The sequence below is a fragment of the Enterobacter cloacae genome, from assembly GCF_011078175.1.
GTDB classification, from domain to species: domain Bacteria; phylum Pseudomonadota; class Gammaproteobacteria; order Enterobacterales; family Enterobacteriaceae; genus Enterobacter; species Enterobacter cloacae_Q.
Map to the genome: position 1 here is coordinate 146,454 of NZ_JAALCJ010000005.1, position 26,432 is coordinate 172,885.

23 protein-coding genes are annotated in these 26,432 nt (G+C 55.1%); 5 read left to right on the forward strand and 18 right to left on the reverse strand.

From position 1 onward, the window contains the following. Window positions 1–9: 9 nt before the first annotated feature. The 9 genes from nuoI to lrhA form a co-directional block, all read right to left on the reverse strand. Window positions 10–552, reverse strand: a complete 543-nt coding sequence (gene nuoI / locus G6Q29_RS12640) for an NADH-quinone oxidoreductase subunit NuoI (protein WP_003861491.1) — start codon at window positions 550–552, stop codon at window positions 10–12. Between the two features lie 14 nt (window positions 553–566). Next, complete coding sequence (gene nuoH, locus G6Q29_RS12645; protein WP_003861490.1) at window positions 567–1,544, reverse strand: NADH-quinone oxidoreductase subunit NuoH; 978 nt, start codon at window positions 1,542–1,544, stop codon at window positions 567–569. Further along, window positions 1,541–4,264 carry an NADH-quinone oxidoreductase subunit NuoG gene (gene nuoG / locus G6Q29_RS12650; RefSeq protein ID WP_165465862.1) on the reverse strand — a complete coding sequence of 908 codons (2,724 nt, stop codon included), beginning with the start codon at window positions 4,262–4,264 and terminating at the stop codon, window positions 1,541–1,543. The genes nuoH and nuoG overlap by 4 nt, the downstream gene beginning before the upstream one ends. Before the next feature lie 54 nt (window positions 4,265–4,318). After that, window positions 4,319–5,656, reverse strand: a complete 1,338-nt coding sequence (nuoF, locus tag G6Q29_RS12655) for an NADH-quinone oxidoreductase subunit NuoF (protein ID WP_003861487.1) — start codon at window positions 5,654–5,656, stop codon at window positions 4,319–4,321. Beyond that, a complete protein-coding gene (nuoE, locus tag G6Q29_RS12660; protein ID WP_003861486.1) occupies window positions 5,653–6,153 on the reverse strand; it encodes an NADH-quinone oxidoreductase subunit NuoE in 501 nt (166 codons plus the stop codon). The genes nuoF and nuoE overlap by 4 nt, the downstream gene beginning before the upstream one ends. Window positions 6,154–6,155: 2 nt before the next feature. Continuing rightward, window positions 6,156–7,958, reverse strand: a complete 1,803-nt coding sequence (nuoC, locus tag G6Q29_RS12665; RefSeq protein ID WP_003861484.1) for an NADH-quinone oxidoreductase subunit C/D — start codon at window positions 7,956–7,958, stop codon at window positions 6,156–6,158. A 90-nt stretch (window positions 7,959–8,048) separates the two neighbouring features. Next, a complete protein-coding gene (gene nuoB / locus G6Q29_RS12670) occupies window positions 8,049–8,723 on the reverse strand; it encodes an NADH-quinone oxidoreductase subunit NuoB (protein ID WP_003861482.1) in 675 nt (224 codons plus the stop codon). A gap of 15 nt (window positions 8,724–8,738) precedes the next feature. Further along, window positions 8,739–9,179: an NADH-quinone oxidoreductase subunit NuoA gene (gene nuoA / locus G6Q29_RS12675; protein ID WP_003861475.1), complete on the reverse strand. Its 441-nt coding sequence runs from the start codon at window positions 9,177–9,179 to the stop codon at window positions 8,739–8,741. Between the two features lie 631 nt (window positions 9,180–9,810). Next, window positions 9,811–10,749, reverse strand: coding sequence for a transcriptional regulator LrhA (gene lrhA, locus G6Q29_RS12680; protein ID WP_165465863.1), 939 nt, complete (start codon window positions 10,747–10,749; stop codon window positions 9,811–9,813). Window positions 10,750–11,686: 937 nt separating this feature from the next. Between lrhA and alaA the strand changes: the two genes are divergently transcribed. Both alaA and yfbR read left to right on the forward strand, forming a co-directional pair. Beyond that, window positions 11,687–12,901, forward strand: coding sequence for an alanine transaminase AlaA (gene alaA, locus G6Q29_RS12685; protein WP_003861471.1), 1,215 nt, complete (start codon window positions 11,687–11,689; stop codon window positions 12,899–12,901). Window positions 12,902–13,018: 117 nt separating this feature from the next. After that, entirely contained in the window at window positions 13,019–13,618 is a 600-nt protein-coding gene (gene yfbR / locus G6Q29_RS12690) for a 5'-deoxynucleotidase (protein ID WP_165465864.1), read from the forward strand. A gap of 88 nt (window positions 13,619–13,706) precedes the next feature. Here yfbR and G6Q29_RS12695 read toward each other — a convergent pair whose 3' ends face one another. The 4 genes from G6Q29_RS12695 to yfbV form a co-directional block, all read right to left on the reverse strand. Next, complete coding sequence (locus tag G6Q29_RS12695) at window positions 13,707–15,539, reverse strand: SLC13 family permease (RefSeq protein ID WP_165465866.1); 1,833 nt, start codon at window positions 15,537–15,539, stop codon at window positions 13,707–13,709. A 75-nt stretch (window positions 15,540–15,614) separates the two neighbouring features. Next, the gene (locus tag G6Q29_RS12700; protein ID WP_165465868.1) at window positions 15,615–16,274 is read right to left on the reverse strand and encodes a sugar phosphatase; all 660 of its coding nucleotides are present in this window, start codon (window positions 16,272–16,274) and stop codon (window positions 15,615–15,617) included. Window positions 16,275–16,285: 11 nt separating this feature from the next. Further along, on the reverse strand, window positions 16,286–16,780 hold the full coding sequence (locus tag G6Q29_RS12705; protein WP_008502874.1) for a YfbU family protein: 495 nt from the start codon (window positions 16,778–16,780) through the stop codon (window positions 16,286–16,288). 92 nt (window positions 16,781–16,872) lie between these two features. Further along, complete coding sequence (gene yfbV / locus G6Q29_RS12710) at window positions 16,873–17,328, reverse strand: terminus macrodomain insulation protein YfbV (protein ID WP_006811387.1); 456 nt, start codon at window positions 17,326–17,328, stop codon at window positions 16,873–16,875. Window positions 17,329–17,664: 336 nt separating this feature from the next. On the opposite strand from yfbV, the gene ackA reads away from it, so the two are divergent. Both ackA and pta read left to right on the forward strand, forming a co-directional pair. Continuing rightward, complete coding sequence (gene ackA, locus G6Q29_RS12715; RefSeq protein ID WP_165465869.1) at window positions 17,665–18,867, forward strand: acetate kinase; 1,203 nt, start codon at window positions 17,665–17,667, stop codon at window positions 18,865–18,867. A 76-nt stretch (window positions 18,868–18,943) separates the two neighbouring features. Then, window positions 18,944–21,085 carry a phosphate acetyltransferase gene (gene pta / locus G6Q29_RS12720; RefSeq protein ID WP_165465870.1) on the forward strand — a complete coding sequence of 714 codons (2,142 nt, stop codon included), beginning with the start codon at window positions 18,944–18,946 and terminating at the stop codon, window positions 21,083–21,085. A gap of 108 nt (window positions 21,086–21,193) precedes the next feature. Here pta and G6Q29_RS12725 read toward each other — a convergent pair whose 3' ends face one another. The 5 genes from G6Q29_RS12725 to G6Q29_RS12745 form a co-directional block, all read right to left on the reverse strand. Further along, complete coding sequence (locus G6Q29_RS12725; RefSeq protein WP_165465872.1) at window positions 21,194–22,147, reverse strand: transketolase family protein; 954 nt, start codon at window positions 22,145–22,147, stop codon at window positions 21,194–21,196. Further along, entirely contained in the window at window positions 22,140–22,970 is an 831-nt protein-coding gene (locus G6Q29_RS12730) for a transketolase (protein WP_165465873.1), read from the reverse strand. Before G6Q29_RS12730 ends, G6Q29_RS12725 begins: the two co-directional genes overlap by 8 nt. Further along, window positions 22,967–24,358 (reverse strand): PTS ascorbate transporter subunit IIC, encoded by a 1,392-nt coding sequence (locus G6Q29_RS12735; RefSeq protein WP_165465875.1) that lies wholly within the window; start codon window positions 24,356–24,358, stop codon window positions 22,967–22,969. The genes G6Q29_RS12730 and G6Q29_RS12735 overlap by 4 nt, the downstream gene beginning before the upstream one ends. Window positions 24,359–24,379: 21 nt before the next feature. After that, a complete protein-coding gene (locus G6Q29_RS12740; RefSeq protein ID WP_003861447.1) occupies window positions 24,380–24,652 on the reverse strand; it encodes a PTS sugar transporter subunit IIB in 273 nt (90 codons plus the stop codon). 79 nt (window positions 24,653–24,731) lie between these two features. Further along, on the reverse strand, window positions 24,732–25,175 hold the full coding sequence (locus tag G6Q29_RS12745; RefSeq protein WP_165465876.1) for a PTS sugar transporter subunit IIA: 444 nt from the start codon (window positions 25,173–25,175) through the stop codon (window positions 24,732–24,734). 236 nt (window positions 25,176–25,411) lie between these two features. Between G6Q29_RS12745 and G6Q29_RS12750 the strand changes: the two genes are divergently transcribed. After that, window positions 25,412–26,431, forward strand: coding sequence for a LacI family DNA-binding transcriptional regulator (locus G6Q29_RS12750; protein ID WP_165465877.1), 1,020 nt, complete (start codon window positions 25,412–25,414; stop codon window positions 26,429–26,431). Window position 26,432 lies beyond the last annotated feature (1 nt).

Here is a 26,432-nt window from a genome sequence, read left to right on the forward strand (position 1 = left end):
GCCCTCTCCTTACGGTAACAGGCTCTTGACGTCGATAGGCTTAGCTTCGTTCTCTGCTTCGCCCTTATCTTTGCCGTCGATTGCCATACCCGCCATCCGGTAGAAGTTATATTCCGGGTATTTGCCCGGACCGGAAATCAGCAGATCCTCTTTCTCGTACACCAGATCCTGACGCTTATACTCACCCAGCTCGAAGTCTGGAGTCAGCTGAATCGCCGTGGTTGGGCACGCTTCTTCGCACAGACCGCAGAAGATGCAGCGTGAGAAGTTGATGCGGAAGAACTCCGGGTACCAGCGGCCGTCTACCGTCTCTGCTTTTTGCAGAGAGATACAGCCCACCGGACACGCTACCGCACACAAGTTACAGGCAACGCAGCGCTCGGAGCCGTCCGGGTCGCGCGTCAGCACGATACGGCCACGGTAGCGCGGCGGCAGATATACCGGCTCTTCCGGGTACATCCGGGTTTCGCGTTTGGCAAACGCATGCAGGCCGATCATCCAGATACTGCGTACCTGGGTACCGAAACCTACCAATAATTCTTTTAAGGTCATGATCTCAAAGCCCCTTATGGCTGCTGCCAGAGAATGACAGCCGCCGTTACCAACAAGTTGACGAGCGTCAGCGGCAGGCACACTTTCCAGCCGAAGGACATTACCTGGTCATAACGCGGACGCGGTAACGCTGCGCGAATCAAAATGAACATCATCATGAAGAACGCGGTTTTCAGCGCGAACCAGATGAACGGCGGTAAGAACGGGCCATGCCAGCCACCAAAGAACAGCGTGACCATCAACGCAGAAATGGTGACGATACCGATGTACTCGCCCACGAAGAACAGACCGAACTTCATACCGGAATATTCAATGTGGTAACCGTCGGCCAGTTCCTGTTCGGCTTCTGGCTGGTCAAACGGGTGACGGTGACATACCGCCACGCCCGCGATAGCAAAGGTAATAAACCCAAAGAACTGCGGGATCACGTTCCAGATGTCGGCCTGGTTGTTGACGATGTCGGTCATGTTAAATGAACCGGCCTGCGCCACCACGCCCATCAGGGAGAGACCCAGGAACACTTCGTAGCTCAGCGTCTGCGCGGAAGCACGCATCGCACCCAACAGCGAGTATTTGTTGTTACTGGACCAGCCTGCGAACAGCACCGCGTAAACCGCGAGGCCTGCCATCATCAGGAAGAACAGAATGCCGATGTTCAGGTCAGCGACCACCCAGGTCGGGCTGACCGGAACGATAGCAAACGCCAGCAGCAGCGAGGTGAAGGCGATCATCGGCGCCAGCGTAAAGATTACGCGGTCCGAGAAGCGCGGAACCCAGTCCTCTTTAAAGAACATCTTAATCATGTCCGCGACCAGCTGGAGTGAACCACCCCAGCCCACGCGGTTCGGTCCATAACGGTTCTGGAACAGACCGAGCAGACGACGTTCACCAAAGCTCATGAAGGCGCCGCAGGTGACAACCACCAGCAGAATCACAACCGCTTTCAGAATGCTCAGCAGGATGTCGATAAGATCCGGCGTTAACCAACTCATGCTTTTGCCTCCTGAAGGTTATCAAGATGCGCACCCGCCAGGACCGGCGCGATGCCAGGCATCCCCATTGGCAGCCCCACCTGCCCTGCTGACAGGCGTTCAGAGATAATCAGCGGCAGGCTGATGGTCTGGCCGTCGTAGCTAAAGGCAATGTTCGCACCCGCGTTAACGCCAAGCTTCACGGCATCCGCCGGATTGAGCTTGATGTACGGCTGCGGCATACGGGTCTGGAAGACCGGAGAACGCTGGGACAGCTCGTCGCTACCGAACAGATGGTAGTACGGTGCAATACGCCACTGACCTTCCTGCGCCTGGAATCTCGCCGGAACGGTGGTGAAGAAGTCCAGACCGGTTTCGGAGGCTTCAATCAGACGCACGCCCGGATCGCCATGGCGCAGGTGACCACCCACTTCAGCCTGGAACTTGTTCCATGCCTGCGGGGAGTTCCAGCCCGGTGCCCATGCAAACGGGATTTGCGAACGCGGCGCAGACGGCTGGTTGTTCCCTTCCATAGAGAAGGCAAACATGGTGTCTTTATCCTGCGGCTGACGTGGTTCGTGCACGCTGATGTTGGCGCGCATTGCGGTACGGCCGCTGTAGCGGTGCGGTTCACGCGCCAGTTTCTGGCCGCGAATGCGGAAGCTGGCGTCAGGCGCGGCGTCTTTAATGCCCGCCAGCTGAGGCAGTTTCTCAACAACCGCGTCGATAACGTGGTCGAGCTGCGTCCAGTCCACTTCACGGCTTTGCACGGTGCTGTGCAGAGAGTGCAGCCAGCGCCAGCTTTCCAGCATCACGGTGCTGCTGTCGTAGTAGGCCGGGTCATAAACCTGGAAGAAACGCTGTGCGCGGCCTTCGTTGTTGATAACGGTACCGTCGCTTTCTGCGAAGCTTGCCGCAGAGAGCACCAGGTGCGCTTTGTCCATGATCGCGGTGCGCTGATGGTCAATCACCATCACCAGCGGGGCTTTAGAGAGCGCAGCGTCAACGCGAGCGGCAGAAGCATGGCGATGCAGGTCGTTTTCCAACACCACAACGGCGTCAGCAGAACCGGATTCCAGTTCGCTTAACGCGTCTTCCAGCGAGCCGCCGCCGATCATGCCCAGACCGATGCTGTTCACCGCACGGGCAATCATGGTCACACCGACGTCGGCACCGCGGCCTTTCAGGGCTTTGGCAACGTTCGCTGCGGCCTGAATGATTTCAGCGCTTCCGGCGTTGGTACCGGAAATGATCAGCGGTTTCTTCGCACCCGCCAGGGCCTGAACAATCACGTCGACCTTGTTTTGCAGGTCGCGATCCAGCTCAACGGCTGGAGAGTTGTTGTCCAGCGCGTGGGCGATAGCAAAGCCAAGACGCGCCTGATCTTCAACCGGCGCACAGTAGGTCCACGCGGCGATATCGTCCAGACGGGTGTTGTCGACGTTGGTCACAAACAGAGGATGCTTCGCGCGCTGACCGATATTGAGGATTGCGGCAATCTGCCAGTCAGCCACTTTCTGCGCCGCTGCCATTTCACGTGCTTTACCTTTCACCGCCTGGCGAACCGCCAGAGCTGCGCGTGCGCCGGTCTGCGTCAGGTCTTCACCCAGCACCAGAACCGCATCATAAGATTCGATTTCGCGCAGCGCAGGCGTGTGGACACCGCCTTCACGCAGCACCTTCAGTACCAGCTGGAGACGTTCTTGCTCGCCCTGGGCGATACCGGTATAGAAGTTTTCCGCCCCAACCAGCTCACGCAGGGCGAAGTTGCTTTCGATGCTGGCGCGCGGGGAGCCTATGCCGATCACTTTCTTCGACTGACGCAGAATATCTGCCGCGCCCTGCATCGCCTGCTCGGCGTTGAGGGTGATGACGTCGTCGCCACGGCGCTGAACCGGCTGACGCGGACGGTCTTTCAGGTTCACGTAGCCATAGCCGAAACGACCGCGGTCGCAGAGGAAGTAGTGGTTAACGGTACCGTTGTAACGGTTTTCGATACGACGCAGCTCGCCGTAACGCTCGCCCGGGCTGGTGTTACAGCCGAGGGAACACTGCTGGCAGATGCTTGGTGCAAACTGCATGTCCCATTTACGGTTGTAGCGCTCGGAGTGGGTTTTATCCGTGAATACGCCGGTCGGACAGATTTCTACCAGGTTACCGGAGAATTCGCTCTCAAGCGTACCGTCTTCCGGACGACCGAAGTAGACGTTGTCGTGCGCGCCATACACGCCCAGATCCTGACCGTCTGCGTAGTCTTTGTAATAACGCACGCAGCGGTAGCAGGCGATGCAGCGGTTCATTTCGTGCGAGATGAACGGCCCCAGATCCTGGTTACGGTGGGTACGCTTGGTAAAGCGATAGCGACGGAAGCTGTGACCGGTCATGACGGTCATATCCTGAAGGTGGCAGTTACCGCCCTCTTCACAAACCGGACAGTCGTGCGGGTGGTTAGTCATCAACCACTCCACCACGCTTTCACGGAACTGTTTGGCTTCTTCGTCATCAATCGAAATAAAGGTGCCTTCGGCGGCTGGCGTCATACAGGACATCACCAGGCGACCACGCGTGTCTTCCGCGTTTTGATATTGCTTCACCGCACACTGGCGGCAAGCACCGACGCTGCCCAGCGCCGGATGCCAGCAAAAGTACGGAATATCGAGGCCGAGAGACAGACAAGCTTCCAGCAGGTTGTCCGCCCCGTTGACTTCGTATTCTTTGCCGTCTACATGAATCGTAGCCATTAGCATGCTTCCAGTTGGCTCGAATTGCTTCGAGCGTTAATCAAAATTCTGTTTTTACCAGCGCGCTTTCAGCAGGTTCGGCTGAATACCATTGATTGAATGGGTATTGCTGAATGGCTGCTTGATGCCTGCTTCGAATTCGTCGCGGAAATATTTAATCGCGCTTTGCAGCGGCTCGACGGCGCCCGGCGCGTGGGCACAGAAGGTTTTACCTGGCCCTAAGAATCGACACAGTTGCTCAAGTGTCTCGATATCGCCAGGCTGGCCTTCGCCACGCTCGATAGCTCGCAGGATCTTCACGCTCCACGGCAGACCGTCACGGCACGGGGTACACCAGCCGCAGGACTCACGGGCGAAGAACTCTTCCAGGTTACGCACCAGCGATACCATGCCGATCTCGTGGTCGACGGCCATCGCCAGCGCCGTACCCAGACGGCTGCCTGCTTTACCAATGCTTTCGAATTCCATCGGCAGGTCAAGGTGGGCTTCGGTCAGGAAGTCTGTTCCTGCCCCACCCGGCTGCCAGGCTTTGAATTTCAGGCCATCGCGCATGCCGCCGGCGTAGTCTTCAAGAATTTCACGTGCGGTGGTGCCGAACGGCAGTTCCCAGACGCCAGGATTCTTCACGCGGCCGGAAAAGCCCATCAGCTTGGTACCGGCATCTTTGCTTGAGGAGATACCCTGATACCACTCCACGCCGTTCGCGAGGATCGCCGGAACGTTACACAGGGTTTCGACGTTGTTGACGCAGGTCGGTTTACCCCACACGCCGGAACTGGCCGGGAACGGTGGCTTGGAACGCGGGTTCGCGCGGCGGCCTTCCAGGGAGTTAATCAGCGCGGTTTCTTCGCCGCAAATGTAACGCCCGGCACCGGTGTGCACGAACAGTTCGAAATCAAACCCGGTGCCCAGGATGTTTTTACCCAGCAGACCGGCTTCGGTGGCTTCGGCAATCGCGCGACGCAGGTTTTCAGCCGCTTCGATGTATTCACCGCGCAGAAAGATGTAGCCACGGTACGCTTTCAGCGCGAACGCGGAGATCAGCATGCCTTCCACCAGCAGGTGCGGCAGCTGTTCCATCAGCAGGCGGTCTTTATAGGTACCCGGCTCCATTTCATCGGCGTTACACAGCAGGTAACGGATGTTCATGGATTCATCTTTCGGCATCAGGCTCCACTTCAGACCGGTGGAGAAGCCCGCGCCGCCGCGGCCTTTCAGGCCAGACTCTTTCACCGCGTTAACGATGTCGTCCGGCGCCATGCCGCCGAGGGCTTTACGCGCCCCGGCATAGCCGTTTTTGCTCTGGTATTCGTCGAGCCAAACCGGCTGTTTGTCATCGCGCAGACGCCAGGTCAGCGGATGCGTCTCAGCAGTACGAATTACAGTTTTCATTTGTACTGCTCCAGCAGGTCAGGAATCGCTTCCGGCGTCAGATGGCTGTGAGTGTCCTCATCAATCATCATGGTCGGCCCCTTGTCGCAGTTACCCAGGCAGCAGGTTGGCAGCAGAGTAAAGCGTCCATCGAACGTAGTCTGGCCCGGCTTAATATTGAGCTTCTTCTCAATCGCAGCCTGAATGCCCTGATAGCCGGTGATGTGGCAGACTACGCTGTCACAGTAGCGGATCACATGGCGGCCTACCGGCTGACGGAAGATTTGGCTGTAGAACGTGGCTACGCCTTCGACGTCACTTGCCGGAATGCCCAGCACTTCTGCGATCGCATAGATCGCCCCATCCGGCACCCAACCACGCTGTTTCTGTACGATTTTCAGCGCTTCAATGGACGCCGCACGCGGGTCTTCGTAGTGGTGCATCTCGTGCTCAATGGCGGCACGCTCTGCTTCACTCAGCTCAAAAGCCTCGGTTTGTGGTTGTTGATTCTCGTGCATAATTAGCGGTCCACATCTGACATAACAAAATCGATACTACCCAGATACACAATCAGGTCGGAGACCAGACTGCCGCGAATGGCGGCCGGGATCTGCTGTAAGTGCGCGAAGCTTGGCGTACGCACGCGGGTGCGGTAGCTCATGGTGCTGCCGTCGCTGGTGAGGTAGTAGCTGTTAATACCCTTGGTCGCTTCAATCATCTGGAAGGATTCTTGTGCCGGCATGACCGGACCCCAAGAAACTTGCAGGAAGTGGGTGATCAGGGTTTCGATATGTTGCAGCGTGCGCTCTTTCGGCGGCGGCGTCGTCAGCGGGTGATCCGCCTTGAACGGCCCTTCCGGCATGTTGTTGAGGCACTGCTCAAGGATGCGCAAGCTCTGGCGCAGTTCTTCTACTTTCAGCATCACGCGGGTGTAGCAGTCGGAAACGCCGCCGCCAACCGGGACTTCAAAGTCGAAGTTCTCATAACCAGAGTAAGGACGAGCTTTACGCACGTCGAAATCAATCCCGGTCGCACGCAGGCCAGCACCTGTGGTTCCCCACTCCAGCGCTTCTTTCGCGCCGTAGGCTGCAACGCCCTGGGAACGGCCTTTCAGGATGGAGTTGCGCAGCGCGGCTTTCTCATAGGACGCCAGACGTTTCGGCATCCAGTCGAGGAATTCACGCAGCAGGCGATCCCAACCGCGCGGCAGGTCGTGCGCCACGCCACCGATGCGGAACCAGGCAGGGTGCATACGGAAACCGGTAATAGCCTCTACCAGATCGTAGATTTTCTGACGGTCGGTAAAGGCGAAGAAGACCGGGGTCATCGCGCCGACGTCCTGAATGAACGTGGAGATGTACAGCAGGTGGCTGTTGATACGGAAAAGCTCTGACAGCATGACGCGAATCACGTTGACGCGATCCGGGACAGTGATACCTGCCAGTTTCTCAACGGCCAGCACGTATGGCATTTCGTTGACGCAGCCGCCGAGGTATTCGATACGGTCGGTATACGGAATGTAGCTGTGCCAGGACTGACGCTCGCCCATCTTCTCAGCACCACGGTGGTGATAGCCGATGTCAGGTACGCAGTCGACAATCTCTTCGCCATCAAGCTGGAGAATAATGCGGAACGCACCGTGCGCAGACGGGTGGTTTGGACCAAGGTTGAGGAACATGAAGTCCTCGTTTTCGGTACCGCGCTTCATGCCCCAGTCTTCCGGCTTGAAGGTCAGCGCTTCCATCTCCAGATCCTGCTTGGCTTTGGTCAGCTCAAACGGATCGAATTCGGTCGCACGTGCCGGGTAGTCTTTACGCAGCGGGTGGCCGGTCCAGGTCTGAGGCATCATGATGCGCGTCAGATGCGGGTGGCCGTCGAAGGTCATGCCGAACATTTCCCACGTTTCACGCTCGTACCAGTTCGCGTTCGGGAAAAGTTTGGTGATCGTCGGCAGATGCATGTCGTTTTCAGACAATGCCACCTTGAGCATGATATCCGTGTTGCGGTCTATTGAGATCAGGTGGTAGAAAACGGAAAAATCCGCAGCAGGAAGACCCTGGCGGTGAGTACGCAGACGCTCATCCATGCCGTGTAAGTCAAACAGCATGACGTAAGGTTTTGGCAATTTCTTGAGGAAATCGACAACTTCCAGTAATTGCTCACGCTTCACCCAAACAACGGGTACCCCGGTGCGGGTGGCCTGAACGGTAAAGGCATCCGGCCCAAAACGGTTGCGCAGTTCGCCAATGACGGGGTCATCGAGATGATCCCGGGTCTGCCAGGCGGCTTCTTGCGCGGTTAAGTCGGTCATATTGTTCACCATTGCAAATGGTCCGTGGTGACTGTTGAGCCTGGCTTCGCGCTATTTGAGTAGTGATATGCGAAGGTGTTCTCCAGGCCTACAGGCGCAAAATTAAATTTCGTCAGGCGTACGCAGGTTGGTGACGGCAATACGTTCACCACGTTTACGCTCGCGCTCGGACTGCATGTTCGCGCGATAGACACCCTGATCGCCAACAACCCATGAGAGTGGGCGGCGTTCTTTACCGATTGACTCCTGTAGCAGCATCAGCGCCTGCATATAGGCCTCTGGACGCGGCGGGCACCCCGGGATGTAGACATCCACCGGAATGAACTTATCAACGCCCTGCACAACGGAGTAAATGTCGTACATACCGCCCGAGTTTGCACATGCGCCCATGGAAATAACCCATTTTGGCTCCAGCATCTGGTCATAAAGACGCTGAATAACCGGTGCCATTTTGGTAAAGCAGGTCCCGGCCACCACCATCAGGTCAGCCTGACGTGGAGAAGCACGCAGTACCTCGGCCCCAAAACGCGCAACGTCATGCACCGCAGTGAATGACGTCACCATTTCAACGTAGCAGCAAGAAAGGCCAAAGTTGTATGGCCAGATGGAGTTCTTACGACCCCAGTTGACCATATCGTGCATGGCATGTTCGAGCTTGCCCATGTACACGCTTTTGTTGACTTCTTGCTCCAGGGGGTCGGTTACGATCTCCTGTTTTTGCAGGGGGTAACGGTCATTCTCACCGTTAGGATCTATGCGGGTGAGCGTATAATCCATCTTATTGCCTCGCTGTTACTGCTGACGATTAGAGATACTGTTTTCCGGATTGATGTGTTCACGGCGTGAACGCACAGGTGTCCAGTCCAGCGCGCCAATACGCACCAGATAAACCAGACCGGCCAGTAACACTAAAATGAAAATTGCGGCCTCGACAAAGCCCACCCAACCACTTTCGCGAATGGAGGTAGACCACGCGAAGAGGTAAAGCGCTTCCACGTCAAAAATGACGAAGAACATGGCCACCAGGTAGAACTTGGCAGACAGGCGTAAGCGAGCGGTACCTACTGAATCAATACCTGATTCAAAAGGTGTGTTTTTGTGCCTTGCGCGGGCGCGACCGCCCAGGAACCAGCCGCCGACTAGCATCAGGCAGCACAGGCCAATGGCTACAATAAGAAAGATTGCGAATGCCCAGTGATGAGCGATGACTTCTGTGGATGTTGACATACTCATTGCTTACTCATCAAAAGTGATACCGACGACACTGCTCTTGCTGGCAGATGGGCATCACATCGATTCATGGGGAGGAACAAAAAAACCTTACACTAACTGTCAGAAATGAGACATAGACAGCAAAATGATGGGGTTTTTTACTCCTTTCTATAACCTTTTGTCAACTTTAACAAAGGTTTCTTCACATTAAATTACAACGTGCGATTCTCATTAACATTTGGTGCCCTTTAACCCTGGTGGGTACATGACTTTCCGTCAAATGCATCTTGTTGAATCGTGTCCGTTTTGGAAGTAAAAAAAATAACCCTCCTATTTTGACAGGATTTGCCAACGATTCCTCCCCCCAAATAGGAGTATTTTCTTGATCTGAGACACGCTTTTGTTAATTCAATCAAAAAAACAGCAACATATTTCCTCTTTTTTTAACATCGGCGGGGTATGAGGCAAGTTAGTACAGGTATTGTTTATATCTTCACCAAAAGCATTATCCTCATTGATATATAAGCGATATTTGCTTTCCCCCTCTTCCGTACATGGTTATCAAAAGCAAAAAAAACCACTCGCAGGAAAAAATCATGCGAATGGCTCTTTTTTACACTTACATTTTGTTACGAGAATTTTGATGGAACGTTCATTCAAAATCCCCTTCCACGATCAGGGAATCATCCCCTCCTTCTGGAGTAACAGCCGCGTACTGCCATGGATTGTGGTAGTTTTCCATTGCCTCGAATACCACTTTCGCCAGCTCGTTGTTGCTGGCGGAGTTATGGCACAACATGTACTCAGTATCCGGCAACGACGGAAGTCCCTCTGAGTGACCCAGCACACGCAGGTCGGGGCTCATCATCTCCACCGGACGGGCCGTTACGCCAAGCCCGGCCTTCACTGCCGCGCGTACAGCAGGCAATGTTGATGCCACATACGCCAGACGCCATGGGATACTGGCTTCGTTGAGCGCAGCCAGCACCATATCGCGGAACGGACTGGGATCGTCCAGCAAGACCAGGGGTATTGGCTCACCTTTTTGCAATACATACTCCGCGGCACAATACCAGTGCGTAGGGGAGGTACGCAGCGTCAGGCAGTCAAACTGGCCGGGTCGATGCGTGGTGACCACCAGGTCAACCTCGTTTTCGTTCAACATCTCAACCATGAAGGCATTGCGTTTAACGCTAACGTCCAGGGCAAGCTTCGGATAAACCGAGCTAATCCGATTGAGAAGGAAGGGCAGAATGGTATCTGCTGATTCATCTGACGCCCCTAATGTTAACACCCCCTGAAGGTTGCTAAACATTAATGACATACAGGCTTCATCATTAAAGCGCAGTATCTTTCTGGCATAACCCAGAAGCTGAATACCATGTTCTGTTAAAAGCTTATTACGTCCATGACGCGCAAAAAGCTCTTTACCCACCAGTTGTTCCAGCCGCTGCATTTGCTGACTCACGGCGGACTGGGTACGGCAAACGGCGGCAGCAGCTGCTGCAAAAGTGTTGAGATCGGCGACCGCAACAAACGTTCTCAGCAGATCGAGGTCGAGATTCATTATCGGACGATTTGCATTTATCATATCTTTTCACTTTCAGGTTGCTCGTGCGGAGCTGCCCGGGTTGAAGCTGTGTGTAACAGTTAAGCAATTCCTTCTGAAGAGTTTCCCTCGCATCCCGGCCCGGCAGACTGCCTGACAGATAGTTATTGTACTGTGGTATATCAACAGTCAGAAATCACGTTTCATGACGTTATTTTTATGCTCTTGCATTCAGGATATTTCGTTGTTTGCAGGTCGATGTAAATACCATTAAGAGTAAGACATGTTTTCTGCCATCTATATCGCAGCATTGCCAACGTAGCAAGAAGTGACTTACCCAATCAGCCAGAGATAACTTTAACAATAACAATCGATTAATAAAGGGAAGCAGACGGCGATATACGTAACAGGCCTATCGCTATACTGCAATCCCGAAACACATCTTAACCCAAATCCACTATATTTATAAGTCTTATTGCAATATAAAGGATTTACCGCCAATGATAAGCAACTACACTCTTTTTATTAAAATTAACGAAAGTTGCATTTTCGTCGTTAATAATAAATAAAGTTTAATTTAGATTCAGGCCATTCATTAATAACCCTTAACATTAATTTCACATGAGTAACTTTTAACCTGGCTTTGCTAATATGGCAATCGGTATCTCAGCATTCAGGTTTTACGAATGATTACTCATAGGGACTTATGCCTCAGCCCGGATCGGTTTTTTATTTACTACAGAACAATATTCATATTTAAATTGAAATATCAGCATAAAATACCTGCAAATCGACCTTATCGTGGTAAATTCAGGCGCAAAATCACTCCCTCGTTAGAGTAAGCGATCGCAGCGGCACTTGCCGGTTGTACAAAATCTTCTTCTGTGTACCCTTCAAAACGAAGCGTGGTGGGAGTACATTGTTCCGTGCACACTTCCACGGCAGGAAGTTGCAATAATAGCGAAAAGGTTAAAGGTTCATGTCCCCTATCGAAAAATCCAGCAAGCTCGACAACGTCTGTTACGACATCCGTGGCCCGGTTCTCAAAGAGGCAAAACGCCTTGAAGAGGAAGGCAATAAGGTTCTGAAACTCAACATCGGCAACCCCGCGCCTTTTGGTTTTGAAGCGCCGGATGAGATCCTGGTGGATGTGATCCGTAACCTGCCCACTGCACAAGGCTACTGCGATTCAAAAGGGCTCTACTCCGCCCGTAAAGCCATCATGCAGCATTATCAAGCTCGCGGCATGCGCGACGTCACCGTTGAAGATATCTACATTGGCAACGGTGTCTCGGAACTGATCGTTCAGGCGATGCAGGCGCTGCTCAACAGCGGCGACGAAATGCTGGTTCCCGCCCCGGACTATCCCCTGTGGACGGCTGCGGTGTCCTTATCCAGCGGTAAAGCGGTGCACTACCTGTGCGACGAATCGTCTGACTGGTTCCCGGATCTGGATGATATTCGCGCCAAAATAACCCCACGCACCCGTGGTATCGTGATTATTAACCCGAATAACCCGACGGGCGCGGTTTACTCAAAAGAGCTGCTGATGGAGATCGTCGAGATCGCCCGCCAGCACAACCTGATCATCTTTGCCGATGAAATTTACGACAAGATCCTGTATGACGCGGCGCAGCACCACTCTATCGCCGCGCTGGCGCCCGATCTGCTAACGGTCACCTTTAACGGACTGTCTAAAACTTACCGCGTGGCCGGCTTCCGTCAGGGCTGGATGGTACTGAACGGTCCAAAAAAACATGCGAAAGGCTATATTGAAGGGCTGGAGATGCTGGCATCCATGCGTCTGTGCGCCAACGTACCGGCGCAACATGCGATCCAGACCGCGCTCGGGGGCTATCAAAGCATCAGTGAGTTTATCGTCCCAGGCGGCCGCCTGTATGAACAGCGCAACCGCGCATGGGAATTGATTAACGATATTCCGGGCGTCTCCTGCGTGAAGCCTAACGGCGCGCTGTACATGTTCCCGAAAATCGACGCGAAGCGCTTCAATATTCACGACGACCAGAAAATGGTGCTCGACTTCCTGTTGCAGGAAAAAGTGCTGCTGGTTCAGGGTACGGCGTTTAACTGGCCGTGGCCGGATCATGTGCGTATCGTCACCCTGCCGCGCGAAGACGATCTCGAAATGGCCATCAGCCGCTTCGGGCGCTTCCTCTCCGGATACCATCAGTAACGCTGACTTTCCGCCGGGTAGCCGTGCGCTTACCCGGCCTGCAACATCCGCAAATTTGCATCTTCCCTCCCCTCCCCGCACAATGAAGTCTGTCGCAGTGAAGACATAAGGTAACCTATGAGTCAGAGTCATTTCTTTGCCCACCTCTCCCGCCTGAAACTCATCAACCGCTGGCCGCTGATGCGCAACGTGCGTACTGAAAATGTGTCTGAGCACAGTTTACAGGTTGCCATGGTCGCGCACGCGCTGGCCGCGATTAAAAACCGCAAATTCAACGGGCAGGTGAATGCCGAACGTATCGCCCTGCTGGCGATGTACCACGATGCATCGGAAGTGCTGACCGGGGATCTGCCGACGCCGGTGAAATATTTCAACTCGCAGATTGCGCAGGAATATAAGGCCATTGAGAAGATTGCCCAGCAGAAGCTGATCGACATGGTGCCTGAAGAGCTGCGCGATATCTTTGAGCCGCTGCTCGACGAGCATCAGTATACGGAAGAGGAGAAATCCCTGGTTAAGCAGGCCGATGCGCTGTGCGCCTACCTGAAATGTCTGGAAGAGCTGTCCGCCGGGAATAACGAGTTTTTGCTGGCGAAATCACGCCTGGAGAAAACGCTCGACTCTCGCCGTAGCGAGGAGATGGACTACTTTATGGCGGTGTTTGTGCCGAGCTTCCATTTGTCGCTGGATGAGATCAGCCAGGATTCGCCGCTTTAACGGTTCGCCCTGCGGCGCTGCGCTTGCAGGGCCAACAAGTCGAGTTGGCCGGGTAAGGCTAAGGCGCGTCCGCCACCCGGCGATGATCTCAAAACGGGAACAGAACCGGAATTAACACCACGCACACCAGCATCACCAGCACGGTGAACGGCACGCCAATCTTCACGAAATCGCTAAACTTATAGTTCCCTGGCCCCAGCACCAGCGTATTGACCGGGGAAGAGACCGGCGTTATAAATGCTGCGGATGCCGCCATCGCAACCATCATCGCAAATGGATACGGTGAAACGCCCATCGATTTCGCCATCGCCAGCGCAATGGGTGCCATCAACACCGCCGTGGCGGTATTGGAGATGAATAAACCAATGGTGGCGCACATGACGAACAGGCAAACCATCATCAGGTACGGACCATATCCCCCGCCCGCGTCCATTAAGCCTTTCACGATCAAATCCACCCCGCCGGTTTTCTGTAGCGCCAGGGCAAAAGGCATCATCCCGACAATAAGAATGATGCTCGGCCAGTGAATCGCTTTGTAGGCGCTTTCGGCGTCGATACAGCGGAATTTGCCCATTAACAGACAGGCGATTATCGCCGCCACCGGGTTAGGGATCTCGTCCGTCAGCATCAGGGCAACCATCAATACCAGGCAAAAAATCGCATGGGGCGCCTGGCTGTGCGCCGGTGATGCATCGCTCTCTTCAATCGGCATATTCAGCACCACAAAATCGCGGCCTTTCTGCCCGAGCTGGCTAATCAGTTTCCAGTTGCCGACCACGAGGAAGATATCCCCCAGCAGGATCGGCTCATCCACCACCGCCCCTTCAAGGGCTACGCCATCGCGCTTCAGGCCCACCACGTTGAGGCCATAGCGGGTACGAAAGCCGATTTCACGCACGGTTTTGCCCAATAATTCTGATTCGGGGATCAGCGACACCTCGGCCATTCCCACATCCAGCGCCTGGTCGGAGAAATACTCGCCGCGCAGCACCATCGGCTCCAGCAGCTGCTCGCTACAAAACTCCCGCAGATCCACGTCCGCGGTGGACATATCAATCAGCAGGACGTCACGCGCGCGAAACTCGGACACCCCGTTCACGTTAACGATCACCCGACGAAAACGACGCCAGCGCTCAACCCCGATGACGTTCGCGCCATAGCGTTCGCGTAGCTTAAGGTCATCCAGCCGCTGCCCCACCATAGGCGACCCCGGGCGGATAGCCAGACGTCGGGCACGCCCGGTCAGACGGTACTCTTTAATCAGATCGCGGAAAGTGCGCCGCTTCCAGCCCTCTTTGGTTTTGTCCTGCTTCTCCCCTTTCAGCGCGAAACGGGTCAATAGCATATAGATAATGCCCATCACCAGTACTACCAGCCCGATCGGCGTAACGCTAAAAAAGCTAAACCCCTCAAACCCTTCACGGATCAGCTCGCTGTTCACGACGAGGTTCGGCGGCGTCGCGACCAGCGTCATCATGCCGCTGATAAGCCCGGCAAAGCTCAACGGCATCATCAGCCGCGACGGGGAAATCTGCATTCTCATGCAGACGCTTAACACGACCGGAATAAAGATGGCCACGACCCCCGTAGAGCTCATAAACGCGCCCAGCCCGGCGACCGTCAGCATCAAATAAATCAGCATTTTGGTTTCACTGCTGCCCGCCACCTCAACCAGCCACGCCCCCATCATCGTCGCCACGCCGGTGCGTACCAGCCCGTCGCCAATAATAAACAGGGCGGCAATCAAAATAACGTTGGGATCGCTAAAGCCGGAAAAAGCCTCCGGCAGGGAAAGCGTACCGCTCAGAACGAAAGCGACAATCACAAACAGGGCGACGGCATCCATGCGCACCTTGCCCGTTGCAAAAAGAAGGATGGCGATTAACAGCAGGCTCAGGACCCAAATCAGTTCACCGTTCACAACATGTCCTTGTCAGTGGAGGAGAAGCAATTTTGCCATAAAAAAGCCCCGGTAATGCGGGGCTATATCATGGGATTACATTTTTAGCGAGACAGTTACAATGCCGTCAGACGCTTTCGAGACGTCGAGGGCGTTCAGCGTGTTTAGCACATAATCCGCCTCCTCCAGCCGGGGGGACTCCGCCGGGACGTTGACTGCGATGACGTGGCATCCCGCCTTCAGCCCAGCCAGAACGCCTGCCGCCGCGTCTTCCACCACGACGCACTCCGCTGGCGCAAGGCCAAGCAGTTCAGCGCCGAGCAGAAAGGCATCCGGCTCAGGCTTGCCGCGCGTCACGCGCTCAGCGGTAATGAAAACGTCCGGCGTCGGTAAATCTGCCGCTTTATGACGGGCATGCGCGACGGGAACCGAGCCGGAAGTGACGATAGCCCACGGGATCTGCGCTTCATTCAGGTGCTCAAGCAGTTCACGCGCACCGGGCAGCGCGGTGATGCCCTCGGTATCGGTAGCTTCAACCTGCTCAAGATAGCGGAACTCCGCCTGAATCTCGTCCTCAGAACGTCCCGCAAGGAAATGCCGCAATGAGGTAATGGCCTGTTTGCCATGGATGAAATTCAGTACGTCCTGATGGTCGATGCCGTGCCGGTCGGCCCAGTGGCACCATGAGCGCTCCACTACCGGCAGCGAATCCACCAGCGTACCGTCCAGATCAAACAGAAAACCTTTACACTGCACACGCACCTCCGTCAGGCATTAATGATTTGTTGAATTTCGTTGCTGCTTAAATGGTACTGACGCGGACAGGCGTGCCACGCGCTCAGCATACGTTGATATTTATCCCACATCGGGGTCTGGGCGTTGAAGCCGTGCGTACCTGCATCAAAATGGGTGTAGCGCCCTTCGGTATTCACCATAAAGCGCACATAGCTCAGATAGCGCGCTTCCGTCGCGGCATCAAAGCCCAGGAACGTCACGCGGCGCTCGTCAATGGACTGCTGGTCCTTCAGATTGGTCCAGGACACATGAAGCGCATGGTACATCTCCATGATGTCGATAACGATACGGCAGGTTTCCTCTTTCAGTTCGCCAAATTCGCGATCCAGTTCGCGCATTTGCAAGCCAAAGCCACGTTCAACAATGGTTTGCAGGCGGCTGTAGCGCGCAGCGTTATCGGGATCAAGCATAGTCATCATCTTGTACTGGTTAGACAAAATCAGACGTTGAGCATGGGTCATTTCCATCTTTCGACTCCTGTAGCGCATTGCACTGTAAAAAAAAGACACGGTAACTGATTGTTACTGTGCCTTCTTTTGGTCGTCGTTTCGATGATCAATCACAAGTCATCGAGGAATGTTTTATCAAGCTGTTTAAACGCGCGCTTGAGGGTGTCCGCGAGCGCCTGGTAATCCGGCTTGCCTTCCACTGGGGCAAGCGCCTGGCCGGCCTCTTCCAGTTTTCCACGCACTTCATAAAACCAGTGTAAAATAGAGGGAGGAAGTGGCGTGACGGAACGTTTACCTAACCACCATAACCCCTGCATCGGCAGGCTTAACGCAAAGAGCGCCGTCGCGACGGCAGGCCCCAGTTGTCCACCTAACGCTATTTGCCAGCATAGGGTAAAAACGGCAATCGGGGGCATAAAGCGAATCGCGTAGCGCGTGGCACGGATGGTGCGATTTTCAATAAACATCGGCGCGAGGCGCTTTTCCATTGGCCACGTCTTTGAGTAATGCTGCCCCCGGCGAAACAGACTGAAGAAGTTCACGGACGGGATTTCGGGTGTTGACATGGCTGTACCTCAACTTCACATATAAAAATTAAAATTTTCGTGCAAAACCACAACAGGCTATGACAACGTTCAAAATATTTTGTCATCGCTACCCCGTATCGGGTATCCTGTGCCAGCCTGATAGGCCGTAGACGATAAGTGTAAACTCGTCAAATTATCGCATATTATGCCATTGTCTGAAAAATGTTCAAAATGGCTTAAAATCATAGGTATTTCTTCCATCCTGCCAGAATGTTCGTTTGGCATGATGTTAATCATAAATGTCTGGGTCAGCATGCGTTACGCTTTTAGACTCACTGACGTTTTTTTAGCCACGTATCAATAATAGGTACTTCCATGTCGAGTAAGTTAGTACTGGTTCTGAACTGCGGTAGCTCCTCACTGAAATTTGCCATCCTCGATGCGCTCAACGGTGACGAGTACCTCTCTGGTTTGGCCGAATGTTTCCATCTGCCTGAAGCACGTATCAAGTGGAAGATGGACGGCAGCAAACAAGAAGCGGCTTTAGGTGCAGGCGCCGCTCACAGTGAAGCGCTGAACTTTATCGTTAACACTATTCTGGCACAAAAACCAGAACTGTCTGCTCAGCTGACCGCGATTGGTCACCGTATCGTCCACGGCGGCGAAAAATACACCAAATCCGTGATCATTGACGACACCGTGATCCAGGGTATCAAAGATGCTGCGCCGTTTGCGCCACTGCACAACCCTGCTCACCTGATCGGTATCACTGAAGCGCTGAAATCCTTCCCGAATCTGAAAGACAAAAACGTTGCCGTGTTCGACACCGCGTTCCATCAGACCATGCCGGAAGAGTCTTACCTCTACGCCCTGCCGTACAACCTGTATAAAGAGCACGGCGTACGTCGCTACGGCTTCCACGGTACCAGCCACTACTATGTGACGCAGGAAGCCGCGAAAGTCCTGAACAAGCCGGTTGAAGAGCTGAACATCATCACCTGCCACCTGGGTAACGGTGGTTCCGTTTCGGCTATCCGCAACGGTGAATGTGTTGATACCTCTATGGGTCTGACCCCGCTGGAAGGTCTGGTGATGGGTACCCGTACCGGTGACATCGACCCGGCGATCATCTTCTTCCTGCACGACAACCTGGGCATGAGCGTTGATCAAATCAACAAAATGCTGACCAAAGAGTCTGGCCTGCTGGGTCTGACCGAAGTCACCAGCGACTGCCGTTACGTTGAAGACAACTACGACGCGAAAGAAGACGCTAAACGTGCAATGGACGTTTACTGCCACCGTCTGGCGAAGTACATCGGTTCTTACACTGCACTGATGGACGGTCGTCTGGACGCGGTTATCTTCACCGGTGGTATCGGTGAAAACGCGGCAATGGTGCGTGAACTGTCCCTGGGTAAACTGGGCGTTCTGGGCTTCGACGTTGATCACGAGCGTAACCTGGCTGCCCGCTTCGGCAAGTCTGGCTTCATCAACAAAGAAGGCACCCGCCCTGCTATCGTTATCCCAACCAACGAAGAGCTGGTCATCGCGCAAGACGCGCACCGCCTGACTGCCTGATTCCACACCGCCAGCAATGCTGGCGGTGCTGTTTTGTAACCCGCCCAATCGCGGCGGTAACGAAAGAGGATAAACCGTGTCCCGTACTATTATGCTGATCCCTACCGGAACCAGCGTCGGCCTGACCAGCGTCAGCCTCGGCGTGATCCGCGCTATGGAACGCAAAGGCGTTCGTCTGAGCGTCTTTAAGCCTATCGCCCAGCCACGTGCCGGTGGCGATGCGCCAGACCAGACCACCACTATCGTCCGTAAAAATTCCAATCTGCCAGCGGCTGAACCGCTGAAGATGAGCCACGTTGAGTCTCTGCTCTCCAGCAACCAGAAAGACGTGCTGATGGAAGAGATCATCGCCAACTATCACGCTAACGCGCAGGACGCGGAAGTGGTGCTGGTTGAAGGCCTGGTCCCGACCCGTAAACACCAGTTTGCCCAGTCTCTGAACTTTGAAATCGCGAAAACCCTGAACGCAGAGATTGTTTTTGTGATGTCTCAGGGCACAGATACCCCAGAGCAGCTGAAAGAGCGTATCGAACTGACGCGCAGCAGCTTCGGCGGTGCGAAAAACACCAGCATCACTGGCGTGATTGTTAACAAACTGAACGCGCCAGTAGATGAGCAGGGCCGTACGCGTCCAGACCTGTCCGAAATTTTTGACGACTCGTCCAAAGCGAAAATCATCAAAGTTGACCCGGCGAAGTTGCAGGATTCCAGCCCGCTGCCTGTTCTGGGCGCGGTGCCATGGAGCTTCGATCTGATCGCCACCCGTGCAATCGATATGGCGCGTCACCTGAACGCCACCGTGATCAACGAAGGCGATATCAACACCCGCCGCGTGAAGTCCGTTACCTTCTGTGCGCGCAGCATTCCGCACATGCTGGAGCACTTCCGCGCAGGTTCCCTGCTGGTGACCTCCGCAGACCGTCCGGACGTGCTGGTTGCTGCCTGCCTGGCGGCGATGAACGGCGTGGAGATCGGTGCGATTCTGCTTACCGGCGGCTACGAAATGGACGCGCGTATCAGCAAGCTGTGCGAACGTGCGTTCGCCACTGGCCTGCCAGTCTTCATGGTGAACACCAACACCTGGCAGACCTCCCTGAGCCTGCAAAGCTTCAACCTCGAAGTGCCGGTTGATGACCACGAGCGTATCGAGAAAGTTCAGGAATACGTTGCGGGCTACATCAACGCAGACTGGATCGAATCCCTGACCGCGACCTCCGAGCGCAGCCGTCGTCTGTCTCCTCCGGCCTTCCGCTACCAGCTGACCGAGCTGGCGCGTAAAGCGGGCAAACGCGTGGTTCTGCCAGAAGGCGACGAACCACGTACCGTTAAAGCGGCGGCCATCTGTGCAGAGCGCGGTATCGCGACCTGTGTGCTGCTGGGTAACCCGGATGAAATCAACCGCGTTGCGGCGTCGCAGGGCGTTGAGCTGGGCGCTGGCATCGAAATCGTTGACCCAGAAGTCGTTCGCGAAAGCTACGTTGCCCGTCTGGTTGAGCTGCGTAAGAACAAAGGCATGACCGAAGCCGTTGCGCGCGAGCAGCTGGAAGACAACGTGGTGCTGGGCACGCTGATGCTGGAGCAGGACGAAGTAGACGGTCTGGTTTCCGGTGCGGTTCACACCACCGCGAACACCATCCGTCCACCGTTGCAGCTGATCAAAACCGCACCGGGCAGCTCTCTGGTCTCCTCCGTGTTCTTCATGCTGCTGCCTGAACAGGTTTACGTTTACGGCGACTGCGCGATCAACCCGGATCCAACCGCAGAGCAGCTGGCAGAAATCGCAATCCAGTCCGCAGACTCCGCGACTGCCTTCGGCATCGAGCCGCGCGTAGCGATGCTCTCCTACTCCACCGGTACCTCTGGTGCTGGCAGCGACGTTGAGAAAGTGCGTGAAGCGACCCGTATTGCCCAGGAAAAACGTCCTGACCTGATGATCGACGGCCCGCTCCAGTACGATGCCGCCGTCATGGCTGACGTGGCGAAATCCAAAGCGCCGAACTCGCCGGTTGCAGGTCGCGCTACCGTGTTCATCTTCCCGGATCTGAACACCGGTAACACCACCTATAAAGCGGTACAGCGTTCAGCAGACCTGATCTCCATCGGGCCAATGCTACAAGGCATGCGCAAACCTGTGAACGACCTGTCCCGTGGTGCGCTGGTTGACGATATCGTCTACACCATCGCGCTGACGGCGATCCAGTCTTCGCAGCAGCAATAATGCTTTGCCGGATGGCGCTTCGCTTATCCGGCCTACAGGACCGCAGGCCCGGTAAGCGCTAGCGCCACCGGGCAACAAAAAGGCGACCACAAAGGGTCGCCTTTCTTATTACAGCAACTCTCGCGCCGCCGACACAATGTCATGTGCCGTCAGGCCATACTCCTTCTGCAGGAAGTCCTGCGTCCCCACCTGGCCGTAACGCTCCTTGACCCCTACCCGACGCATCGGCACCGGACAGGTTTCCACGAGCACTTCCGCTACCGCCGACCCCAGCCCGTTGTGAATGCTGTGGTTTTCACAGGTCACGATGCGCCCGGTTTTCTCGGCATAGTTTTTCACCAGCATCCGGTCGATGGGCTTCAGAGTAAACATGTCGATGACCGCTGCGCTTACCCCCTCCTGTTCAAGCTGGCGCGCCGCCTCCAGCGCTTCCGCCACCATAATGCCGTTAGCAATCAGGGTAATATCGGTTCCCTCGCGCAGCACGTTGCCCTTGCCGATAGCGAAGGTTGAGCCTGGCGCATACACGCTCGGCGCCTGCTTACGGATGGTGCGCACCCAGTAAAAGCCTTCCAGGTCGATAAGCTGACGCAGCACATCTTCGAACATCACCGCATCGGTCACCTCCAGCACGACCGAATGCGCCAGACCGCGCACGATGCCCATATCTTCAAACGACATATGCGTCCCGCCGTTGTGGCAGGCCGTCACGCCCGCATCCGAGGCAATCACCTTCACGTTATTGCGCTGGTAGTCCAGGGACATAAACAGCTGGTCGAAGCAGCGACGGCTGGCAAAGGCGGTAAAGGTATGGACGAACGGCTTCCGTCCGGTGAGCGACAGCCCGGCGGCCGTCCCAATCACGTTGGCCTCCATAATGCCGCAGTTGATGACGTGCTGTGGATAATCACGCGCTACGCCGTCCATCGCCATCGAACTCATCAGATCCGCTTCGAGCGCAATAATCTCGCTCCCGGCCTCAATCTGTTTTGCCACAAAACCCGCGTAGACCTTACGCATCTCAACGGTATCTTTTTGTCCTGCCGGTGCAAGCTTAATCATGTGAAGCCTCCAGTTGGCGAATCGTCTCGTTGAGCGCCGCTTTGCTCTCCTCGGTTAATCGCAGGTGATGCGAGTTGCTGAGCTGTTCCAGGTATGGCACCCCCTGCCCTTTGATGCTGTCGAGGATCACCACCCGCGGACGCGCATCGGCCGCAGGGATCGGCGCGGTCACCTCCAGCAGTGCCGGAATGTCGTCCCCTTTGACCGTCACCACGTCAAAGCCAAAGGCGCGGAATTTGCCTTCCAGGTCGAAGGCGCTGATGATTTCGTCCAGCTCGCCGTCGAGCTGCTGTTTGTTCCAGTCCACGAACACGGTCAGGTTGTTCAGACGATGGTGAGCGATAAACTGGAAAGCTTCCCAGCACTGGCCTTCGTTCAGTTCCCCGTCACCGACGATGCAGAACACCCGGTTTGGCCTTCCTGCCAGCTTGTGCGACAGCGCCATGCCGCCAGCGATGGAGATCCCCTGCCCCAGCGAACCGGTGGTGGCATCTACGCCGCGGGTTTTCAGGCGATCCGGGTGGCTGGGCAGACGCGTTCCGTTCTGGTTCAGCGTGCTCAGCTCTTCAACCGGGAAGTAGCCCTTAATCGCCAGCGTGCTGTATAACGCCGGTCCCGCATGGCCCTTTGACAGGACAAAATAGTCGCGCTCTGGCCAGTCCGGATCGGCCGGGTCAATTTTCATCACCGCGCCGTACAGCACCGCCAGCGTTTCAACGACTGACATGCTGCCGCCGTAGTGGCCAAAGCCCAGCTGCGTCAGGGACTTAAGGGTCTCAAGGCGGATCTGACGCGCCAGTTCGGTTATCTCATTCTCATTCATGATTTGGCTCCGGGGTTTTCCTGCGCGTTACCGCCCGCAGGTTTGTTTTTAGCGAAGACGTTGTAGGCCACCAGCAGCGCAAACAACACGACAACCAGTCCGGTAATGGCAAGCGGTGACAGGAAGCGCGCCAGATTGCCGAGCACAATCCCGACCGCACCGAAGTCAGCGTCCGAGAAGGTCGTATTTGCAAAGCCAATCGCGCCCAGCACTGGCAGCAGCAGGACCGGCAGGAAGGTGATCAGCAGGCCGTTAGCAAACGCGCCAATCATCGCCCCGCGACGTCCGCCGGTGGCGTTACCAAATACGCCCGCCGTGGCACCAGTGAAGAAATGCGGCACTACGCCCGGGAGGATCAGCACCCAGCTGAACTGGCCGCAGATGAACAAGCCCACAATCCCGCCGAGGAAGCTGAACAGGAAGCCAATCAGCACCGCGTTTGGCGCATACGGGTAGACCACCGGACAGTCCAGCGCAGGCCGCGCATTGGGCACCAGTTTTTCCGAGAAGCCGGTAAAGGCCGGGACGATTTCCGCAAGAATCAGGCGCACGCCCTGCAAGATGATGAACACGCCTGCCGCGAAGGTGATGGCCATAATGATGGCGTACACCAGGTAGTTCTGGCCGCCGCTGAAGGTGGCCTCCACGTAATCACGTCCGGCGCTCACCGCCATGATCAGGTAAATAATCATCATGGTCAGCGAGATGGAGATTGAACTGTCGCGCAGGAAGCTCAGGTTCTTCGGCAGGTTCATCTCTTCGGTGGAGCGCGAGCCTCTGCCGACTTTGCTGCCGATCCAGCCGGACAGCACGTAGCCCAGCGTGCCGAAATGACCGAAGGCGATCTCATCGTTACCGGTAATACGCTTCATATAGCGCTGCGCAATCGCCGGGAAGAAGGCCATAATCAGGCCGAGGATCAATGAACCGGTAAAGACCAGCCCTACTCCCTCGAAGCCTGCGACCGTCAGGATCACGCCAATCATGCACGCCATGTAGAAAGTGTGGTGCCCGGTCAGAAAGATGTACTTCAGGCGGGTAAAGCGTGCGACGATAATATTCGCCACCATACCGAAGGCCATAATCAGTGCGGTAGAGGCACCGTATTTTTCCAGGGCAATGGATACAATAGCTTCATTATTGGGAATAATTCCCTGAATATTAAAAGCGTGCTCAAACATACCGCCCAGAGGATTTAAAGAGCCTACCAGTACGGTGGCGCCACCGCCCAGAACAATAAAGCCAAGAATGGTTTTAATCGTGCCTTTTACCACATCAGAAAAAGCTTTTTTCTGCGCCACCAGACCAATCAGGGCAATTAACCCGACCAGGACTGAAGGGACTTTTAAAATATCAACAACGAAATTCAGCGTTTCAAGGATAAACATATCCACCTCGCCTAATCAGGATTATTGTCTTTCGAACCAGGCGCGCAATTGCGCTTCGAGTTCGTTGATATCGATGATATTGTTAATTACCACCAGCTGGCTTTCCGGCACGCTGGCGCTGGCGGCAATGTCTTTCGCCATTACAAACAGGTCCGCCGCGCCCGGCGTGGCCGAGGAGAGATCGGAGTGTTCTACCTCGGCCTCGATCTCCAGTTTTTTAAGCACCTTTTTAATATTCATTTCGACCATAAAACTGCTGCCCAGGCCGGAGCCGCAAATAGCCATGATTTTCATTGTTATCCCCTTTTTTGAGTAGAGTACGCCCCATCACGCTGACGCGTAATGTTGAGATGAATCGGATTAAATAATTAAATCAGAAGCGATCGATGATGGTTTTTATCTCCTCCAGCGTATTCGCCCGATGTAAATCAGCCATATCTTCGTCGCTGGAAAATAATTCCGCCAGGGCTGAGATCATTTCGATATGGCTATGCTTGTCCGGCGCCGCCAGCATCACAATCACATCGACGGGGTCAAACTCACCGGCACCAAATGAGACGCCCTGTTTCAGTTTTAATAATGACAGGCCAAGTCCTTTCGCCCCTTCTTCCGGTCGCGCATGCGGCATTGCCAGCCCGGGAGCCAACACATAGTAGGGACCTAACGTGTGGTGCTGGTGGATAATCGCCGTGACATATTCCGGCGTAATGACCTGCAAATCCAGCAGCGGTTTCGCGCACAGTTCCAGCGCCTGGGGCCAGTTTTCAACGCTATCCCGGAGGATGATGGTTGTATCATATATCCACTTATTGAGCACTTTTCACTCCCGCTAACGACCACACATGGGCAAACTCTATTCAACCCATCAATCAATGACTGCGATCGGGATCACAAAGATAGCGCTACCAACGACTAACATGCAGAACTGTGATAGCGCTATCAAATTGCTATCATGGTGCGAAATCACAGCAAAAAAAGGGATTTAAGGCGTATACTGCCTGTCACGTAAAATGAAGGATGAAACTGAATCGCGTCCTGTCAGCAGGAAGATGTATGTCTTTAACCCGAAAACGGCGCAGTACCGGAAAAGTAACGCTCGCGGATGTCGCACAGCTTGCCGGCGTAGGCACGATGACTGTTTCCCGTGCCCTCCGCACGCCCGAACAGGTTTCCGATAAACTGCGTGAAAAAATTGAAGCCGCGGTGCAGGAGCTGGGTTATATGCCCAATCTTGCCGCCAGCGCGCTGGCATCGGCGTCGTCATGGACGATTGCCATGGTAGTTCCCAATCTTTCTGAAGCTGGCTGTTCCGAGATGTTCGCCGGGCTACAGCAGGTGCTCCAGCCAGCGGGATATCAGATCATGTTGGCGGAATCACAGCATCGACTTGAACAGGAAGAGAAACTGCTCGAAACGCTGCTGGCATCGAATATCGCCGCGGCGATTTTACTCAGCGTCGAGCACACTGATACCGTTCGCCACTGGTTAAAAAATGCCTCGATCCCGGTGATGGAAATGGGTGCCATGCGCGCCGACCCGATTGATATGAATATCGGGATTGATAACGTCGCCGCCATGTATGAACTCACCGAAATGGTGATTCAGCGCGGCTATCAGAATATCGGCCTGCTGTGCGCTAACCAGGAGCAGTGGATTTTCCAGCAGCATTTGCAGGGCTGGTACAAAGCGATGCTGCGCCACCATCTGTCGCCGAACCGGGTGATCAACGCGGCCATGCCGCCGAGCTTTTCGACGGGCGCGGCACAGCTGCCTGAGTTTCTGCTGGCGTGGCCAGAGCTGGACGCGCTGGTGTGTGTTTCAGATGAGCTGGCCTGCGGCGCGCTGTATGAGTGCCAGCGTCGGCGCATCAAAGTGCCGGACGATTTAGCAGTAGTGGGCTTTGGCGACAGCGACGTCAGCCGCGTCTGTCAGCCGCCGCTGACGACGATGGCGGTGCCGCATCGCAAGATTGGCATTGAAGCCGGGAAAGCGTTACTGGAACGTCTGAATGACGGGGGCTGGCGCGACCATACACCCATCGCGTCCAGCCTGTGCCTGCGGGAAAGCTGTTAAA